The organism is Brucella sp. MAB-22, from assembly GCF_025908475.1.
GTDB lineage: Bacteria > Pseudomonadota > Alphaproteobacteria > Rhizobiales > Rhizobiaceae > Brucella > Brucella anthropi.
In genome coordinates this window covers 841,194-856,821 of the sequence record NZ_CP109782.1, presented here as the reverse complement: position 1 = coordinate 856,821, position 15,628 = coordinate 841,194, and the positions used below count along the sequence as shown (strand labels likewise).

The following is a 15,628-nucleotide window of genomic DNA, read 5'->3' as shown; positions in this document are numbered from 1 at the left end:
CTTGTTGCTTTATTTTTGCATAAACCCGTCGGAAAAGCCGTGTGACCTCCCAAGCCCATGCCATACAGCAGGCTGCCCCTCGCCCGAGACCGCTTTCCGGTCTTCGATTCTTGTTTTTGAGCGCAGTGACAAACCTGCCGCCTTCACGGGTCTTATCGAAGGCGAAAAATTGCCTTTGGTCAAGGCAATAACGCAGCCCGGCGAGCTGGCCTCCAAAAAAGATGAGGGGGAAATATTTGAAAATTTACACGATTTCCCGATTTCTGGGTAGAAACCTTCTCCAGAGAAGATCATGCCGCAACCAGTTGGAATACGGCATTATAACTCAATTAATTCAATTGGTTAAATTTGACTACCACCCTAGATGGGCAATGCCGAGAGCAACTCCTGATAGAAATCAGACGCGCGGCATCGCGCTTTCACCATCCAAAGAAAAAATAATATTTCGCGTCGCCATATAGCGGGCAACCCACCATGTCGCCACGAATCCGATCGTCAGACCGGCCACGATGTCGGTCGGATAGTGCGCGCCCGCGGCAAGCCTGCTGATCCCGAAGAGAAAACATGCCGGGGCTGTAAGGACGCGCCAGCGCGGCAGGAATATCCAAAGCGAGACCATCATGATGCCAGCCATCATGGAATGGCCTGACGGGAAGCTTTCATAAAGAAACTGGCCTTTGAACGGTGAGAAATAGGCTGCGCCCACGTCATCGAGCAGGAACGGGCGCGCCCGACCGATGGCGAGTTTACCGATTTCAGTCGGGATGCTCCCCACAACAATCGACGTCAGCACCAGCGTTGCCCAGCTATGGAGTTTCACGAACCATGGTCTGGCACTATCACGCAGTTTTGGCGAAAGCAGTATCGCTGTGACGAGCCAGACGACAATGCCGATTGCCAGCCAGACGATAGTGCGAATCGCATCCGTAACCGCACGCAGGAATTCCATGATAAAATTGGTGCTCTGCACCGTGACGCGAACGATGTCAGCATCCCACAGATGCAGCACGAGGATAATGAACGGCAGAAGCACCACAATTGCGGTCATCTCAAGCGTCCATGAGGATGGCGCCCCCTTGTAAGCCGGGCGCAGAAGAGCTCGAAGGAGTTCCAGCGCCGCGCGAAAGGGATATAGAAAAATGCTTCCCGTGCCTGACGCCATCATAATAGAAATACCCTTTCAAAAGCTTCTTACGCAATAAATTGCACGCGAGGTTGCATCCGGAACGCGCGCATCCTATCCAAGTATTCAAAGTTTCCGCCGCAAACGGAATCGCAGATCTTTTTGCCGCAGCCGACCTTGATGCGACCCGGCAGAATCCTCTTGTTCGAGAATCGGTGGGCGAGAATCAGTGGGATAGCATGCAACATGGTCTGGAGGCATTTTCGTGACTAAGCAGCAGGGCAAGACAGAGAAGCTGGGTATAAACACACGGCTGGCTCACGATGGTTATCAGCCGCGCGATTATCATGGCTTCGTCAATCCGCCCGTTGTCCGCGCCTCGACCGTGCTTTTCCCGGACGCAGAGACGATGGCAACCGGTGGCCAGAAATACACTTATGGCACGCGTGGCACACCGACCAGCGATGCGCTTTGCGCTGCCATTGATGCGCTGGAAGGTTCGGCAGGTACGGTCTGCGTCCCGTCCGGTCTTGCCGCTGTTACCGTTCCGCTTCTCGCCTTCCTCTCGCCCGGCGATCACGTGCTGTTTGTCGATTCGATCTACAATCCGACCCGGCATTTTGCCGATACGATCCTGAAGCGCATGGGCGTGGAAGTCGAATATTACGATCCGGAGATCGGTTCCGGCATTGCAAAGCTGATGCGCCCGAACACCAAGGTCGTGTTCACGGAATCACCCGCGTCGAACACGTTTGAAATGCAGGATATTCCGGCCATCGTTGAAGAAGCGCACAAGGGCGGCGCCATCGTCATGATGGACAATACCTGGGCCACCCCGCTTTACTTCAAGGCGCTCGATTTCGGCGTGGACATTACCATCCATGCCTCGACCAAATATCCGTCCGGCCACTCCGATATTCTGTTTGGCACGATTTCGGCCAATGAAAAATGCTGGCCGCAGCTTCTGGAAACGCACGGAACGCTTGGACTGTGCACATCAGCTGACGACACCTACCAGATCCTGCGCGGCATGCGCACGATGGGCGTGCGGCTGGAACATCACCGCAAGAGCGCACTGGACGTCGCCCGTTGGCTTGAAAGCCACCCGGCTGTCGACCGGGTTCTGCATCCGGCACTGGAAAGCCATCCGGGTCATGAAATCTGGAAGCGGGACTTCTCCGGTTCTGCCGGTATTTTCTCCATCGTGCTCGCCAGCGGCGGGCAGAAGGAAGCCCATGCTTTCCTCGATGCGCTGGAGATTTTCGGCCTCGGTTATTCCTGGGGCGGCTATGAAAGCCTCGCAGTTCATGTCCGCCTTGATGACCGGACCGTGGCCAAGGGCGACTATCCGGGCCCGGTGATCCGCCTGCAGATTGGTCTGGAAGACGTGCCGGACCTCATTGCAGACCTCGAAAAGGGGTTTGCGGCGATCTAAGCCGGTTTTGCAGCGGCCATCTTGCGTGACCGCGCGCGGACCGTTTTCTTTGCCGCCTTTAAGGGCTTCGGTTCGATTTCAGAGAGGCCTTCCACGACGGCCTCTATCATGGTGCAGGCGACGAAATCCGCCTGCATTTCTTCCCGCAACGCCTCCCGGTCAACGGATCGTGCTTCGATCGGATCGTGCCACAGCACCACGCCAATGCGCAGAGAGGGCCGCAGCCGTCGCAGACGACGTACGGCAAACCGGGCGTGACGCGCCGCCTGCTGATCCAGAAAGCAGATTATCAGCGTATCCCTGCCGGAAAGATCCAGCGCCCTGAGATTGGCGGGCTTGAGCGCATCATGCACGACGGCTTCTGCCGACGCGCCCTGCACGGCAAGCACCTGCGCCAGCATGATCGCAGCCGTGTCGTCGAGCCCCTTTCGTCCCCCGAATGTCAGCAGCGACCGGCCTTCGCCGGAAGGAAGTTCCAGATCGGATGCGCTACCATCGCCATCGGGATTCTCAATCGCGATCTCTTCGTCGTCACCCTCCTCCTCGCTCGCAATCTGTTCCAGATTGGCCACCAGCGTCTTCGTGCTTTCGTCAACGATCTGCAATTGCGGCTCGGTCAGAACACCGCGCAGACGGTCCCGCTCCGCCATCAGGAGTGCCGGGATCGCGACCGAACCGTAAAACTCGACCAGATATTTCCGTTCCAGCATTTCCTCGGCATTATCCGTGGCCTCATCCGGGTCTCCGGCCAGGAGGCGCTGATAGAGACGTTCCTTCGGATCGAGCACGGGCTCATTGCCGAACAGGATTTCCAGAAACTCGAATTGCGGCACATGACGCCCCAGCACCACGAGACAGACCGTCAGAGGCGTCGACAAGACCAGCCCGACCGGGCCCCAGAGCCAAGTCCAGAAAATGGCCGAAACGATGATTGCAAGCGGCGAAAGGCCGGTGCGCGAACCATAGAGCCAAGGTTCGATCACATTGTTTATAAGAAGCTCGATGATGACGAAGAGCCCGATTGTCCAGAGGAGCAGGCTCCAGCCGGGTGCAACGGCAAAGGCAAGGAACAGCGGCAGGATCGCCGCGATAACCGGGCCAATATAGGGAACGAACCGCAAAACGATTGCCAGCATTCCCCATAGAGCTGCATTCGGAATACCCAAAATCCAAAGTCCGAAAGCGAGTGGCACTCCATAGGTAATATTCACCACAAGCTGCGTCAGCAGATATTGTCCAACCCGCTTTCCCGCATCCTGCAACGCTTCGGTCGTGCGGTGAAGATCGCCATAGCCGACCAGCCTTATGAAGCGATCCCGCAGCTCCTCCCGTTCGAGCAGCATGAAAATCACCACAACCACGACGAGACCTGTCGTCGCCAGCGGACCGACGAGCGGTTCGATTATGCTCCGGAGCGTTTCAACCGGATGGCGCGGCGCGAATATCTGGACGAGTAACGGCTTTTCCTCCGGCTGATCCGAAGGCAGCGCCTGTGTTTTCTGTTCCGGCCTGTTGATTTCCGTGCCTATGCGCTCGGCAAAGCGGTTGAGCCTGTCAAAGAAACTGTTGTCTGAGCTCGCTTCCTTGAGTGTCCTGATCTTCTCGATGATGTTGTACTGATAGATTGAAATATTCTGCCCGACCTCAGAAACCTGAAAGGCAACGACCGCGCTGAAGACTGCGACGATCAGAAAGCCACCGGCCACACTTGTAATCACCGCGAACAGGCGTGGAAGCCCGGCCCTGCGCAGAAAGGCGACAATCGGCGCAAGCGCAAATGTCAGCAGCACCGCTATGGCAAGAGGCAGGAAAACATCTTTTGCAAAATAGAGAATGGCAACGGCGACAGCCATTGCCGCCAGGGTCGGCAGACGTGGCGGCGCCGACGTGATCGGACGCACCGCAGAATCCGGATTGTCGATAATCTCCATAAACCCCTCTTTAGCCGTGTTGTGACCTTCGGCTTGTTAGCCGCAATAACTGAACAGGAGGGCGTTCGGTTCCATATTCCACCGGACCAGAGAACAAATTAAATTAGTAAGTACTAATAATAATATTGCTCGGAATATAATGGTTTCTATTGAAGTAAATATTAATATAATTAAAATATCGATCTTATCCAGACTACCGCAAGTACTGGAAATTTTGGGGACGTGCCTTGTCGTTGACGCCAATGAATAGCTTCTTCAACCGCAGTTTATACAAATATCTTCTAATTCTACTCTTGGTGGCATTCTCGTCAGCGTCTTATGCGCAGCAAGCACCCAAGCCGGTACAGGTTGGCGTTTATGTGAGTGAGCCTTTCGTCAACAAGCAGGGCAATGCCTATTCCGGCATGGCTATCGATATATGGCAGGATATTGCCGCACGCATGAACCTTGCTTCGCAATATGTGGAGTATCCGAACTACACCGAACTCGTAAAAGCCGTGTCAGAAGGTAAAGTCGAAGCCGCCGTAACCAATCTGACAATCACGGAACAGCGTGCCGAGATCGTGGATTTCACCCATCCATGGTTCGATGCTGGCTTGCGCATCATGGTGCATACCCAAGCAGGAAGCGGCTGGGACGATCTCATCAGCCGCCTTGATGATGCGGGGCATCTGGCGACCTATGCCTGGATCCTCGGCATTCTCGTTGCGGCCACGGTATTGCTGACGATCTTCGACAGGCGTTTTGATGAAGGCTTTCCGAAACGCTGGCGCGAGGGACTGGCAGAGAGTTTCTATCACGTGGTTTCCATTGCGACGTCTGGCAAAACTTCACGCAAAAACCTGTTCGGTTGGATGGGACGCATCTGGCAGACATTCTGGATGGTGTTTGGCATAGCGATAATCGCCTACATGACCTCGTCGATTACGAGTGTCATGACCGTCGCCCATATCGACAATAATATTTCCAGCCTTTCTGATCTGCAGGGGAAATCCGTTGGTGTGCGAGCAGGCAGCGTCGCAGAACAGTTTCTGAGGTCGCGTTCTATCGCGACCGTTCCTTTCGATCACATGCCCGAAGCGGTAAACGCACTGGTCAGCGATGAAATTGCGGCAATCGTCGGTGACGGGCCGGTTCTGGAATATTACGCCCACCAGCACGCCGACCAGCCTGTCGATCTGGTAGGCACTGTATTCAGCCCGGACAAATATGGTTTTGCCTTTCCGCGCCATAGTGAACTCGTCAAACCCGCCAGCGTGGCAATCATCAGTGCTCACGAGAGTGAAGAGGTCGCCAAGCTGAAAGCCAAATATTTTGGCCCCGAGAACTGACATTGCAGACATGGAAAAGGCGGCCAATGGCCGCCTTTCTTGTGCAGATTATTTACCGGCCCGCCACGATGGACGAAATGATACCGGTTGCGATGCTGATCAACATATAATCGTTGTTGACCTTGACCCAGTGATAGCCGCGTGGCGGCTTGCGCAGCTTGTAGCCAGAATAGTTGTTCACGACGTGGCCGCGGTAGTTTGGCGGCAGACGGTTGCCCTTCTTCCAGCTCTGGTGACGGCGATTGTCATATTTGCGCGCATCATATTTCGGACCGCCTTTGTACGTCTGGCTATGAGACGGCTTCCCCTGTTGCGACGGATAAGGCTGAGCCATCGCAGCGGGAGCTGCAAGAAAGGAAAAGGCAGTAAGAGCAATAACGATCGGCTTCATATCGGCTTCCTTTGTTTATTCGATGTAAGGAAAATGCGCTCGCCAACGTGAACGCCAAGTGAATACTCCCATTAAATAAATTTAATGATTTCATACGATTAGTTTTTATCAAAGCGCACCATGTCCAATCGAAACAGGATCAGAAATCAGTCCAGCGAACTGATTTCCTTGTGTAGGCGCGTCGCACTTTTCGGGATGCGCTCCAGCTCAAAGCCATTATCTTGCGTTTCCCATCCAACTAAAATGCGCTAGGTAGAACCCAAATTCGTACGCACCTCTCAATGAGGTAAGTGTCAAAGGACTACATCATGATGAACTGGGTTTTCATTCTGCAAGGCGTTATCGCGTTCGGACTGGCTGGGTTGGCGATTGCGGTCATCCTTCGCCATCGTCGCCACTGACGCTGTTTCGATCTGCGATATTTTTCGGCCGGGCCTGCAGGTTCGAACGCAACCGATCATGAAATCAATCGTTTAAGCTTAGTCTGGTATTTCTCAGGAGGAGACAGTGATGCGGAAAGTGGCGCTTGGTTTGGTGGCCCTGCTCGCAATAACGGGCTGCACAACTACGGAAAAAGATATTTCCATCGGCACCGGCGCAGGTGCCATCATTGGCGGCATTGCTGGCGGCGGACGTGGCGCATTGATCGGTGCCGGCGCAGGCGCATTGGGCGGTCTTCTGGTGCGTGAACTGCGTAACGGCAACTGCCAATATCGCGACCGTCATGGCCGCATGTATGTGGCTCGCTGCAGACGATAGTTCCAGCAATCCGCAAAGATCCTCGAAAGCGCCGGTTTTCCGGCGCTTTTTGTTATTCTGCACGCCCGACCTGTCTGCCCTGATTGGAACCTTCGCCCATCGATGTCGTTTTATAGACAATAGAGACAGTTCAGGGAGAACTCCGATGAAGCTTGCTCTCAAAGCCGCCCTTGTTGCCTTGGGCGTATTTGCGGCGGGCGCAGCGCAGGCGGCGAACGCCATATCCACCACCAATCTCAATATTCGAACAGGCCCCGGCACGCGCTATGCGACGCTGGGTTCCATACCCAGTGGAGCGCCTTTGACCGTGCGTGGCTGCACATCCGGTTATGGCTGGTGTCAGGTCAGCTATGGCCCGACCTATGGCTGGGCATCATCGCGCTATCTGGCATTTCGCGAGGGAACATCAGGTGGTTACTCCGATGATTTCGGTCGAACAGCTGCGCTCATCGGCATTCCGCTTATCGCTGGTGTTGCCATAGGCTCTGCTCTCAATGACCGGGATGACTATTGGTATCGTGATCGTCGCTACTATCGCGACAGACATTGGGATCGCCGTGGATGGCGTGATCGTCCAGGCTGGCACGGGAATGACCGGCCACGTGTCTATATGAGGCACCGCGTTCCAGACGGTCCGCACGGACAATAACGGACATCCGAACAGAAATTGAAACGCCGCGAAGTGCTCGCGGCGTTCTGTCTTTGCTGGAAGCCTCGTACCGCGCCCTATTGTGTTTTCAGGTAAACTTCGTGCCAGAGAGTGACAAGGTCAGCTTCATCGAATTTCAAAAGCAGCATCGCTTCGAAGCGATCTATGGTTTCATCGAGACGCACGACTGTGGCAGCCATTGCCAGCACGGCTGAGTTTCCCTCCGCCACAACGTCTTGCATATCGTAGTCGATGGAATGGATGGTGCTGCGGAAACCATTCAAAAAGGCCAGATAATTGGCATGATTGGCAGGATGGACGCGTCCATTGGCCTTGACGACGAACTGGTCTGCGAATTTCTCCGCTATGATTACCTCGGTAAGCGCTCCGCCTTGAACCAGATGCTTTCGATTCCAATCCAAAAGGCCCAAGGCCAGTTGTGCAGTGGTTTGCTTGTGCAAGATGGCCTCCATGTCGGTTGCAATAACGCGCTCCTCTGTCAGGCCTTTGCACTATGCTCAAGACCGAGCCTGTGCTTTTGGCCTTCTTGCAGCTTAAATTGGCCCGATATCGATATTCATTGCCTTTGTCGCTTCGTGAAGATCGTCAGTGCCAGGCCGATTAAAACAAGTGTGACACCGGCAGCGAAATACCACCCCATCGTATCGCCAAACATGATCGACGAAGCCATGACCCCGAAGACAGGCTGCAGATACTGAACACTGGCAGCCGTTCTGGCCGGAACCGTCCGCAGGAGATGAAGCCAGAGGAAAAAACCAGCAACGCTCACAATGAAGCCGAGATAGATCGCTGAAACGATTGCAACATAATTGAGCTGAAAATCGACGGTCGAGATTTCCCATCCGGCAAACGGCAAGAGTGCCAGCAAGCCGAACAAAGTGCTCCATGCGACAACTGTGGCTGTCCCGTACTGAACCGTGAGCTGAACGCTCCACACATAATAGAAGGCGATAGCGACTGCCGACAGCAGCAGGAAGCTTGCACCGACGAGACTGTTTTGCGTTCCAACCGCAGACGGATCGCCCTTTTCCAGAGCGACCAGACCGATTCCCACAAAGGCGGCAAACAGTCCGAGCATCTGCACGCCTGAAACGGCCTGCTTCAGGCGAAGGGCTGCAAAAACGACGACAAACAGCGGAATGGTAGCGGAAATAATCGTTCCGACTGATGCCGATGTGCCGGCAACACCCAATGTCTGTGAAACCTGACCAATGCCGATGCCCAGAACACCCAACCCTGCCAGTCTGGGAAAAGCCTTGAGTGGAAGTCTTTGTTTGCCCAGAACGAAGAGCAGCAGAAGCGGAACAGCTATGCCAAACCGCAATGCGGTCAGCGTCAGCGGCGGCATTGTCTGGAGTCCGAGCTTGGTCACCGGAATGGACAAGCCCCACATCACCGCGAGGCCGAGCATGGCGGAAAGGCTTTTGAACGAGGAGGCAACACCCGGTTGCATTGTGGCTTCTGATTGCATCGCTGTTTCAGTCTAGACGAGGAAGGGAACCGTTGCGCCAATGGCAGATGAAGGACCTTTCGCAAATGGCATGGGGCATCCTGACCAGCCTTTCAGCACGCCATGCGTGATCTTTGCGACTCCATTCAGACCGAATACCAAAGGCATGTCGATTGATGTCTTAGGGAATAAGAACCACGTTTTGAGTCGCATTCCCCTGCTTTTCAATGTGCGCAGGCTTCAATTATCGGCTTTCATAATCTGACGACAATCGATTTGTTTTCACTCGATGCGTGATTTATCTTCACATATATGTTGCAGCAATTACCGCCTCTACAAACACTCAAAGCTTTTGAAGCCACAGCGCGCAGATTAAGCATGACGCTGGCTGCGGAAGAACTATGCCTCACTCACGGAGCCGTCAGCCGTCAGATCAAAACACTGGAAGACGATCTCGGCATCCGTCTGTTCCACCGGATGACCCGAAAGATCGAGCTGACCGAAGAGGGTTCCTTGTTCTTCAGCGCGGTAACCCGCCTGCTGGCTGAATTATCGAGAGAAGCCGAAACCCTGAGACAGAAATCCGACGACACACAGCTGGTGGTAAGCACGGGCGTATCATTTGCCAGCAAGTGGCTTACCCAGCGGCTTCATCGTCTGGTTGCGCGCTATCCGGAATTCGATATCCAGCTGGAGGTGACCGACGCCGACCTCGACTTCACGCGCGGGAAAGTTGATGCCGCCATACGCTACGGGACCGGGCATTATGCGGGCGCCTCCTCCGAACGGATCATGAATGAGACCGTATCGCCGGTATGCTCGCCCTTGTATCTGGAACGTGTCGCCGTCATATCCTCGCCTCGCGACCTGTTGCAGTGCCAGCTTCTTCACGAAAACGGTTTGAAAGCGAATTGGCAGAACTGGTTCGCTTTGGCGGGAATGCCTGCGATCCAGACACGAGGGCAAGGTTTCAGCCATGGGAGCATGGCCATTGATGCCGCCATCAGGGGAGAAGGCATAGCCCTTGGCCGGAGCGTCCTGATTTCCGAGGACCTCGCAGCGAGCCGCTTGGTTGAGCTCTTCCCGGAATACCAGCTCGACGTCGAGTATGGCTACGATCTCGTATTCGCCCCAAGCAAAGAAGCGCACCCCAAAGTGCAGGCAGTCCGCGCCTGGTTGGCGGATGAAATGCGTTGATACAGCTAGCGCCAGAACAGCAATCTGGCGAAATAATCGATAAGCGTGGGGGGGTGGCGATCCCGACAGGATTCGAACCTGTGACATTCAGCTTAGAAGGCTGACGCTCTATCCAACTGAGCTACGGGACCTCGCCTTTCGAAAAAGATCGAAGATATTTCAATGTGCACAGGGCTTTGCCAGCAAAGCCCTGCCGAATTATCGCATTGCCCGGCCTGAAACAAGTGTCAGGCTAAACAGGCAAGCAATGCGTCTCAATGCGTCCAGGGCATCGTCCGGTCGAAGCGGAAATTGTCCGAGTAGGAAACCTTGCGGCGCTTCGGCTCATTCGGTTCCGTAATGCGATAGGCGATGCCATTGCGCTTTGCATAATCGACTGCTTCTTCCTGCGTGGCGAAGAACAGACGAATCTGGCTCTTCATATCACCTGAAGAAGTGTAGCCCATCAAAGGCTCGACCATACGCGGGCTTTCCGGTTCATATTCCAGAAGCCATTGGTCTGTCTTAGCCTGACCGGACTGCATTGCAGTCTTAGCTGGACGGTAAATACGTGCAACCATTTGAAGAACCCTGAACTACTCTCTTGCCCCGCTGGGGGAGCTGAAAATCCACCAAGCCAATAGTTTACACGGGAATGCATGTCAACGCGATAAAGACGCACGCCACAGCCTGTGCCGGGGCGTTCATATATCGACCATTTCAAATCTTGGGGAAGATGGTCGGAGCGGCAGGATTCGAACCTGCGACCCCCTGATCCCAAATCATGGGTAAATATAATAATATCAATATGTTATAGCAACACCTGCTACCAATGTCGCACAACAGCGCACGATACGCAACTCAACGTCGGTTGCGCCAGATTTCGAGAATTTCCCGCGCTGCTTTCGTCGGGTCGCCCGTGGCGCGAACGAAATAGGCCGCCCAATTTCTGCCGGTCATGGCCAAGACAGCAGACAATGCGTCACTCCAACTGGCATCGAGAGATAGCAACAATCTGACTGGCTCCGCGAAAACGACAGCGGCCGCGATACCTATCGAAAAAGTAATCATTCTTCCCGTCCACGTCATATCACGTTGCATGATCGCACCCACTAGGCTGAACACCAGGATAATCGACCACTTGGCAATCGGCATCTTCGTCACCAGGTCGTGCAAATCGATCATTTCCCCCACCGTGCCTGAAAGAAGCTCTTTGCAGTGTTGCCGCCCATATGCAGGCCCATGTAGACCGTCGTGATCCATGCGAGATCAGAGAGCGGCACGAGCTCGACATTTGCATTCAGTGCACCGTTTACTGTCGGTGCCAGCACAATGCGCCAGAACCAGGCAAACAAGAGGAACCACTGCCATGCTGGCAACCATGCCCACGTCCAGGTTGGTTGCTTTGCTTCCAATGGCGCCAGCAGCAGGCGCGAGGTTTCGCGCTGGCTTTCCAGATTAATACGGAGAACATCGGCATTGTCCTGCTCGACTTCTTTGATCGCATTACCGAGCTCATCCGGATCCTGTTTGGGGAGATCATCGACATCAACGCCAAGCTTGCCAGCGATCATATCAATGACACTCCCCGCGACATCGCCAGCCGCGCCGCCAAGCTGGCGCTGCAGCACTTCTTTGACAAGCGGCGCTCCCACCTTGGCAGCAATACCGATCAGCATTCCCGTCAATGCGCTCACAGGGCCTGCGCCTCCCGCGCGTAGGCGCTAGCCCGTTGCTTGTTTATGATGGCTCGTACCAACAGGAAAGCGAGCAGTGCAAAGCCAGCCACAACAACACCGCCGAGGATCCAGTTTGCGATCTGGTCAGCCTGCTCTGGTGTCATTGCCGCGCCACTACCCGCAGCTGCGCCGCCGGTCGCGCCTCCCGCCTGCCGGTTTGATACTGCTTTTGCCTTGATGGCCTCGTCCGTGAGAACTTCTTTGACGGGCGTCGATGTATAGGTTTTCGCAGCGAGCGCCCAAGCCACGCCCTTGGCCTCGATCGCAGCAATGCGTCGCGTCCAGCCTTTGCCAAACTCTTTCCAGTGCTTGAAAAGCTGATAGCTCGACAACCGGCGCGCACAGAGCTTTTTGACGGTTTCATGATCAGGACCGCCTAAAACCTTCTCCAACGCTTTCCACGCCGTTCCTGGGCCGGAATTGACGGAATAGTCAAAGGTTGCGAGATCCACGCCGGGAGCGAGCGTATCACCTCTTACAGGGACCCAATAATCAGCCCGGTAGATATTCTGCAGCATTTCGTCTGAAATGGCTCGAAGGTCGGCTTTCGAGGCTTTAGGCTTCCAGCGCCGGAACGTCGCCAGCGTGATACCCTTCATGGTCGCGCCGCCCGGGTCCTTCGGATTGTCGGCCCATCCACCTTCATGACGCAGTGTCTCGTTCAAGCAATTGAGGAAATTGTTCTGCGCCATTGTCATCCATCCTGTTGAGATGAAACAGAGTATGACAGTCGAAGAACGGTTAATTGTGCAGAGCGCCGTTCGGCGATCAGGCGGGAAGTTGGCACTTGCCGATAGTTCGTACTGAATGGTAGTGCATGATCAGAAAATAGATCTGCGAGATAACAAGATTGAGAAATTGTTTGAAACATCGGGTTCTACGATTCGCAATCGTAGGAGTGGGAGCGACAATTGTTCATTTGGTGGCCGCATCAGCTCTTATCTACATCAATCCAAAGATATCAATATTCAATGCCAACGCTTTGGCATTTTCCATTGCTGTCGTTGTTTCATTCTTTGGACATTCTGCATATACGTTCCGCACTCAAGGAAACTTACTGAAGTTCTCTACTGTCGCGCTTATTGGATTGGCGAGCAATAACATTGTTGCATACACTATTCTCTGGGTCTCCGGGATAAAGCTTTTGTCAATTGCCATAGGAACGTTGATCGCCCCTGTGATTGTTTACCTGCTATCATCGCTCTGGGTATTTACACACAAGAAGACAGGTTCATGACCGACAACACCCGAATTACCATCATTGTTCCCGTTATGAATGAAGAAGAAAGTATTCTTCATTTCTTGTCTGAATTTTCCGCACGAACACGAAATGCTCACGCCGAGTTTGACTTTCTATTTGTCGACGATGGATCCACAGACAAGACAATAGAGATATTACAGAAATTACACCAAACCGATCCCCGCGTTCAGTACATAAAACTATCCCGAAATTTTGGGAAAGAGGCGGCTATGACAGCGGGCATCGATCATGTGAACAGCGGGGCCGCAATTATAATGGACGTTGATCTCCAGGATCCGCCGGAAATTATCGCGGAGATGGTGCGTCTATGGCAAACTGGATATGACACAGTTTACGGAATGCGCGTTTCGCGGCTGGAAGATACAAAAGCAAAGCGCATGACCGCTGGAATGTTCTACCAATTGTTCAACGCCTCTTCGCACGTTTCTATCCCGGCGGACGTTGGCGACTTTCGCCTAGTAAGCCGTCGAGTAATTGATGCCTTGAAACTTCTTCCTGAACGTAACCGCTTTATGAAAGGCCTCTTTGCGTGGCCGGGATTCTCATCTGTTGGCGTCCCATATGAGCGGCCATCTAGAGCTAAAGGTACAACCAAGTTTAACTTCTGGAAGCTTTGGAATTTTGCACTTGATGGAATAACAAGTTTTTCAACATGGCCGCTGCGTATCTGGACCTATATCGGCGTTGGCATAGCCGCCATTAGCTTACTTTATATGATTTTCATCATCGTGAAGACGATATTATTCGGTTCCGATTGGCCCGGCTACGCCTCGATAATGTCCGCTGTACTGTTTTTCGGATCGTTGCAGCTCATTTCGATGGGGGTTTTGGGCGAGTACATTGGACGAATGTATATGGAAACCAAGAACCGCCCAATCTATGTAATTGATGAAAATACCCAAGAAGCCGAATCATGAAATTTGACGCGCAAACTTTTAAATTCACCGCGATACTTTGCTCTCTTTATGCTGCACCGATCATTTTAAATGACCTTGTCTATTTGGATGACAACTTTCGAACCGTGGCCGGATATAAAAACTGGACACACGATGGTCGGGTTCTAGCTGATGTTTTCTATTATTTGTTTTCCTTTGGCGGTACATTGGTCGATGTATACCCACTTCCGCTAATATTATCACTCGCCGCATTTAGTAGTGTCGTAGCCCTGCTAAATGGGGTTCTGAAGGTTAACGCCGGGATTTTTTCACTGGCGTCCCTTTGTATACTAGCTAACCCACTAATGCTTTCGAACCTGTATTTTCGGTACGACAGTGCCTTTATGGTTCTTTCCATCAGCTTAGCTTTATTACCATACTGCGGCGTCCGCAGATCAATCTTCCTCTGGATTATTGGAACGTTCGCTATTCTCGCATCGGTTTCAATGTACCAAGCGTCTGCTGCAATCTTCATTGGGTTCGCGGGGATTGAGTTGTTGATTAAGGAGGGCCAGGCCAGAAATTGGAAGGATGGGGCAAAAAACCTTATTTACCGCATTGCGCAGTTGGTTTCTGCACTCGTGGTGTATAAAATTGCTGTGCTTCCAAACATTACGCTGAACAATTACACTGTTAAATACAGCCATACTTTACCTGTTAGCCCAAGTTCAGCACCGATCCTTTATGAAAATGCAAAAACCTCAATTCGCACGATCCTGAACGTTTTTTCTGGCCCGGGGATTTTGATCCTCTGTTGTGCGGTGATTATCGTCGCTCTGGCGCTTCATCATGCAATTAGGACCAAGCAATTTCTGCTTACATTGCCGCTGTCTTTTTCAGCATGTTTTTTGGCAGCTGTCGGACTGCACACGATGAGCGCGAACTATTTTTCTCTTCCGCGTATGTATGTGGGCGTGGGCCTACTTTTGATGTGGGTGGTTCTGCTGTCTACGACGATCAAGATCAGATCGATCAGGTATCTGCTGACTATTCCAATAGCATTCTCGCTCTTTTATATAAATTTTCTTGCATCGAATATGTTGCGTGACGATGACAGGAACGCCCGTGCATTCGCGGCACGCCTGATAACAAAACTTGATACGCTGAATATTGACCCACAAGGAAAGATTATGTTCGTGGGGCATTTGCAGCCTTCACCAAGTTCCGGCCGCGCATCCTACGTTTACCCACCGCTCAATGCCATTCGCCAAAATCTATTCAATAGCGGTTATGACGGGGGGCGTTTTTTGTTTATGCAATTGGGTATGCCAAAGTTAGAATACCCAAATGAAACAGACCGAGCAGACATAGCCGCGAAGCTGGACACCGCTAATCCGGTATCTCGAAATGAGATTTATGAATTGTATCTAGTCAACAACACCGTTGTGGTGAAGTTTCTTTAACTACCCACAACGGTGGTCGGCGAT

17 protein-coding genes and 1 tRNA gene are annotated in these 15,628 nt (G+C 53.0%); 8 read left to right on the top strand and 10 right to left on the bottom strand.

Annotated elements, in window-relative coordinates; genetic code table 11:
• Positions 1–397: 397 nt before the first annotated feature.
• Positions 398–1,165, bottom strand: coding sequence for a lipid A 1-phosphatase LpxE (gene lpxE, locus OHI65_RS13595; protein ID WP_012092360.1), 768 nt, complete (start codon positions 1,163–1,165; stop codon positions 398–400).
• 223 nt (positions 1,166–1,388) lie between these two features.
• Between lpxE and OHI65_RS13590 the strand changes: the two genes are divergently transcribed.
• On the top strand, positions 1,389–2,558 hold the full coding sequence (locus OHI65_RS13590) for a cystathionine beta-lyase (RefSeq protein ID WP_012092361.1): 1,170 nt from the start codon (positions 1,389–1,391) through the stop codon (positions 2,556–2,558).
• Here OHI65_RS13590 and OHI65_RS13585 read toward each other — a convergent pair.
• On the bottom strand, positions 2,555–4,489 hold the full coding sequence (locus tag OHI65_RS13585; RefSeq protein WP_264359033.1) for an AI-2E family transporter: 1,935 nt from the start codon (positions 4,487–4,489) through the stop codon (positions 2,555–2,557). The two genes, OHI65_RS13590 and OHI65_RS13585, sit on opposite strands and share 4 nt — an antisense overlap.
• 227 nt (positions 4,490–4,716) lie before the next feature.
• Here OHI65_RS13585 and OHI65_RS13580 point away from each other — a divergent pair, with 227 nt between their 5' ends.
• A complete protein-coding gene (locus OHI65_RS13580; RefSeq protein ID WP_264359032.1) occupies positions 4,717–5,820 on the top strand; it encodes a transporter substrate-binding domain-containing protein in 1,104 nt (367 codons plus the stop codon).
• 52 nt (positions 5,821–5,872) lie between these two features.
• On the opposite strand, the gene OHI65_RS13575 is transcribed toward OHI65_RS13580, so the two are convergent.
• Complete coding sequence (locus OHI65_RS13575; protein WP_151662804.1) at positions 5,873–6,211, bottom strand: RcnB family protein; 339 nt, start codon at positions 6,209–6,211, stop codon at positions 5,873–5,875.
• 510 nt (positions 6,212–6,721) lie between these two features.
• Here OHI65_RS13575 and OHI65_RS13570 point away from each other — a divergent pair.
• Together OHI65_RS13570 and OHI65_RS13565 are read left to right on the top strand one after the other, a co-directional pair.
• Positions 6,722–6,970, top strand: a complete 249-nt coding sequence (locus OHI65_RS13570; RefSeq protein WP_012092366.1) for a YMGG-like glycine zipper-containing protein — start codon at positions 6,722–6,724, stop codon at positions 6,968–6,970.
• 145 nt (positions 6,971–7,115) lie between these two features.
• Entirely contained in the window at positions 7,116–7,619 is a 504-nt protein-coding gene (locus OHI65_RS13565) for an SH3 domain-containing protein (RefSeq protein WP_012092367.1), read from the top strand.
• A 77-nt stretch (positions 7,620–7,696) separates the two neighbouring features.
• Here the strand turns inward: OHI65_RS13565 and OHI65_RS13560 are convergent, their stop codons facing one another.
• Both OHI65_RS13560 and OHI65_RS13555 read right to left on the bottom strand, forming a co-directional pair.
• Entirely contained in the window at positions 7,697–8,092 is a 396-nt protein-coding gene (locus tag OHI65_RS13560; RefSeq protein ID WP_264359031.1) for a hypothetical protein, read from the bottom strand.
• Positions 8,093–8,196: 104 nt separating this feature from the next.
• On the bottom strand, positions 8,197–9,093 hold the full coding sequence (locus OHI65_RS13555) for a DMT family transporter (RefSeq protein WP_235824323.1): 897 nt from the start codon (positions 9,091–9,093) through the stop codon (positions 8,197–8,199).
• 309 nt (positions 9,094–9,402) lie between these two features.
• Here OHI65_RS13555 and gcvA point away from each other — a divergent pair, with 309 nt between their 5' ends.
• Positions 9,403–10,287, top strand: coding sequence for a transcriptional regulator GcvA (gcvA, locus tag OHI65_RS13550; RefSeq protein WP_012092370.1), 885 nt, complete (start codon positions 9,403–9,405; stop codon positions 10,285–10,287).
• Positions 10,288–10,341: 54 nt separating this feature from the next.
• Here the strand turns inward: gcvA and OHI65_RS13545 are convergent.
• The 5 genes from OHI65_RS13545 to OHI65_RS13525 all read right to left on the bottom strand — a co-directional run bounded on the left by OHI65_RS13545 (position 10,342) and on the right by OHI65_RS13525 (position 12,697).
• Positions 10,342–10,418: transfer RNA gene (locus OHI65_RS13545), tRNA-Arg, on the bottom strand.
• A 123-nt stretch (positions 10,419–10,541) separates the two neighbouring features.
• Complete coding sequence (locus OHI65_RS13540; protein WP_010661699.1) at positions 10,542–10,847, bottom strand: ETC complex I subunit; 306 nt, start codon at positions 10,845–10,847, stop codon at positions 10,542–10,544.
• Positions 10,848–11,127: 280 nt separating this feature from the next.
• Positions 11,128–11,451, bottom strand: a complete 324-nt coding sequence (locus OHI65_RS13535) for a hypothetical protein (protein ID WP_264359030.1) — start codon at positions 11,449–11,451, stop codon at positions 11,128–11,130.
• Positions 11,448–11,963, bottom strand: coding sequence for a hypothetical protein (locus OHI65_RS13530; protein WP_264359029.1), 516 nt, complete (start codon positions 11,961–11,963; stop codon positions 11,448–11,450). The genes OHI65_RS13535 and OHI65_RS13530 overlap by 4 nt, the downstream gene beginning before the upstream one ends.
• On the bottom strand, positions 11,960–12,697 hold the full coding sequence (locus tag OHI65_RS13525; protein ID WP_264359028.1) for a glycoside hydrolase family 108 protein: 738 nt from the start codon (positions 12,695–12,697) through the stop codon (positions 11,960–11,962). The genes OHI65_RS13530 and OHI65_RS13525 overlap by 4 nt, the downstream gene beginning before the upstream one ends.
• A 206-nt stretch (positions 12,698–12,903) precedes the next feature.
• On the opposite strand from OHI65_RS13525, the gene OHI65_RS23065 reads away from it, so the two are divergent.
• Genes OHI65_RS23065 through OHI65_RS13515 form a run of 3 tightly spaced genes read left to right on the top strand, consistent with a single transcriptional unit; the run spans position 12,904 to position 15,604 of the window.
• Positions 12,904–13,242 carry a GtrA family protein gene (locus OHI65_RS23065; protein WP_413541928.1) on the top strand — a complete coding sequence of 113 codons (339 nt, stop codon included), beginning with the start codon at positions 12,904–12,906 and terminating at the stop codon, positions 13,240–13,242.
• Positions 13,239–14,183, top strand: a complete 945-nt coding sequence (locus OHI65_RS13520; protein ID WP_264359027.1) for a glycosyltransferase family 2 protein — start codon at positions 13,239–13,241, stop codon at positions 14,181–14,183. The genes OHI65_RS23065 and OHI65_RS13520 overlap by 4 nt, the downstream gene beginning before the upstream one ends.
• Positions 14,180–15,604: a glucosyltransferase domain-containing protein gene (locus tag OHI65_RS13515; RefSeq protein WP_264359026.1), complete on the top strand. Its 1,425-nt coding sequence runs from the start codon at positions 14,180–14,182 to the stop codon at positions 15,602–15,604. The genes OHI65_RS13520 and OHI65_RS13515 overlap by 4 nt, the downstream gene beginning before the upstream one ends.
• Positions 15,605–15,628 lie beyond the last annotated feature (24 nt).